We start from the raw sequence: 2673 nt of genomic DNA on the forward strand, positions 1-2673 counted from the left end.
TCTGCCTCGTTGGTCGGCAGTCGTTTCGGCGCTAGGCGGCTAACTGTGCGTTAGAGCGGACCTGCGGGGAGATACTTCGAATGAACCGATCACTGTCGGCCGCAGGCCGCTCAACGCGGCGTTAGATCTCGCGGGAGAGTTTATGGGCACGTCCGTAATGGCGGTTCTTGCACACGCGGCAACTTTGGCCTCTCGCCTAAAAGAGATCAGCAAGAATGTTGAGAACGCGGAGTTCAGCAATGCGCTCGCCGATCTCGGCCTAGACCTTGCTCGGGTCAAGTCGGAGCTTTCCTCCGTGTTGGATGAGAACACTCAGCTCAAAGAGCAGATTCGCGCCATGAAGAGCCCGCAATCCTCAGCTCCGGTGCCAGCATCGCCTCAGGCGCCTGCGCAGCTCTTGTATAAGGGGTTCGCCTACTTCACCCCAGAGGGTGATGGGCCGTTCTGCCCAGGGTGTTTCGACTCGTCTGGCAAGGCAATTCGGCTAACAAAGGCTCACCCTCCGTTCACTGCTTTTGGTTCGCACTCATGCCCTTCATGCAAAGAGCCATTCGGCGCAGGCGAAATCTAACTATGTGTTCAACCGGACCTGCGGGGAGGCAGTTCGAATGAACCGATCACTGTCGGCCGCAGGCCGGTTAACACGGCGTTGGGCGGCATGGTGATGCGTTCCTTCTCTGCCGCGGCAATGGCAGCATTTGTTGCGGTCGCTTCTGTTCTTTCCGGTTTCGTCTTCTGGCTCTTCGCTGTCTGGCCACTCGACGACAGCCTCGCGTCCAGGCTTTCCGAGTCTGGCTGGCTTTGGCAGTCTGCACTCCGGGCCGGCCTAGCTCTACTCGGTGCAATCGGGTTTGCGGCTCTCGCATTCGGTGCGCTTCGGCTTGGCCGGCTCCTCGCAAGGCTGCCGGCTTCGGGCAACGAGCGGGGGCTGGCGTTGCTTTCCGGTGCCGTACCCTTCGCAGCGGGCGTGGCTGGCGCAGTTCAGTTTGCGCTTACCAAGCCTTTCATCTAGGTTTCTGGGCATGCCGTCCAACTGTGCGTTCAAGCGGACCGCCGGGAGGTGCTTTGATGTTTACTGATACGTTGTCGGCCGGCGGCCGCTTAACGCGGCGTTAGATGGCCATGGGTAGGGTGTGGCTCGTGGTAGCGGCTGTTTGGGGTCTAGCGCTAGCTTCGCTGAGCTGGTCCGTGGTTCAAGCCGTCGTCGAATCCGGCAGCGCAGCCCTCTCCGCATGGCCTCTATTCCTTCTTGTGGTTTTCTCGCTCGGCCTATCGGGCGGCATCCTTGGCCAGAGTCGGCCTAAACTCGCTGCGTTGTTGGCGATTGCTGCCTCCGGGCTCTTTCTAGCGACTGCTGACTATGGGTGGTTCGATCTTTTCATTCGTGCGGAAAGCCCCCTTGAAGCGATCGGCTTCTACCTTCGCCATCCGAAACTAGGCTTCGATACGGTTCTTCTTCCCGTGCTGGCATGTATTCTTGTTTTGTTGGTCTCTCGAACCCTCTGGCATGCCTTCCACTGCCAAGGAGATCGGGCTTGAGCGCTTCGGCAAAGCCATCTAGCTCAGCGTTCAAGCGGACCGCCGGGAGGTGCTTTGATGTTTACTGATACGTTGTCGGCCGGCGGCCGCTTAACGCGGCGTTAGACCTCGCATGGCACGTATCGGTGATCCCATCGCCCGAATGCTTGATGATGCAAAGTATCCAGGCATTGAAGTCAGCCCTGCGTCCTGGTTCGACTTCTGGCATACACACGCCGACTGGGAGGGAGTCGGGAACTCCTCCGCTGTAGCTCGGACTGCTGCGCTTAGCGCGCTATTTTTGAAGTTCGATGCAATCATGAACGAGCTTGGAAAGCTGCCTCTTCCCTTCCAAGTCTGGGCCTGCGTGTGCCCCGATTCTGCTGACGACTCAATCTGTGTGCATTCACCCAACCCGAAGAGTGATTTCCCGTACCCGTTCCCAGGCGTTGCATGGGGCAGTCAAGTTCCAAGCTTCCTGGCCGAGCACGTCAAGGGTAGGTCTGTCAGGCTTGGTCAATCCATAACTGAGCACGGTCCGATCTACTGGGTCGAGCATGTCGATCGCGAGCTCTAACTATGTGTTCAACCGGACCTGCGGGGACATGCTTCAAATGAACCGATCACTTTCGGCCGCAGGCCGGTTAACACGGCGTTGGGCATCACAATGAGCGAATCGCTAACCCCTCACGACGTAACCGACGCAGAGTCGTTTCTCGAGTTCGCAAGATCTCTCCTGGCGGAACGCGAAGCCGAGGTTGAGATGGAGAAGAGTAATCCCTCCGCACCCTTCTCAAGGGGGCAGCGTGGCTGGGAGAACGGTACGATAGAAGCCTTTCTAGGTGCCGCAATTCGGTGGGCCGAGGATACTGACTTCGGGAAGCGGCAAGGAGTTGAGCCGGACGATCACTGGTATCAGTTCGCCCTGTTCCTATACCTCGGAAAGATCTACGAATGACCAGTAGTGTTCGTGATGTCGGGGTGCCCTTTGCGGTCGGTCAGATGTCTATCGTGGTGACGCCCAACTATGCATGTATGGATTCCCCCGTCAACTAGCCCCAAGCGCTCGTAGTTCAATAGCAGACCGGATCGGCTGCAATCGTGTATTCGGCCTTTGGGTGGATCGTCTTGATCCTGGCCATCATGGAGTACGCG

2 protein-coding genes are annotated in these 2673 nt (G+C 58.2%); both read left to right on the forward strand.

All coding sequences use genetic code 11. From position 1 onward, the window contains the following. Window positions 1-1188: 1188 nt before the first annotated feature. Window positions 1189-1539, forward strand: a complete 351-nt coding sequence (locus M0G41_RS18535; protein ID WP_248211727.1) for a hypothetical protein — start codon at window positions 1189-1191, stop codon at window positions 1537-1539. A 646-nt stretch (window positions 1540-2185) separates the two neighbouring features. Beyond that, window positions 2186-2476, forward strand: a complete 291-nt coding sequence (locus M0G41_RS18540) for a DUF7660 family protein (RefSeq protein WP_248211728.1) — start codon at window positions 2186-2188, stop codon at window positions 2474-2476. The last annotated feature ends 197 nt before the right edge of the window (window positions 2477-2673 follow it).

Source organism: Pseudomarimonas salicorniae (genome assembly GCF_023156535.1).
In the GTDB taxonomy this organism is placed as follows: Bacteria; Pseudomonadota; Gammaproteobacteria; order Xanthomonadales; family Xanthomonadaceae; genus Pseudomarimonas; species Pseudomarimonas salicorniae.

Bases quoted from the DNA above. Each gene is read 5' to 3' on its own strand.
- M0G41_RS18540 (WP_248211728.1), top strand. From the start codon at position 2,186: ATGAGCGAATCGCTAACCCCTCACGACGTAACCGACGCAGAGTCGTTT.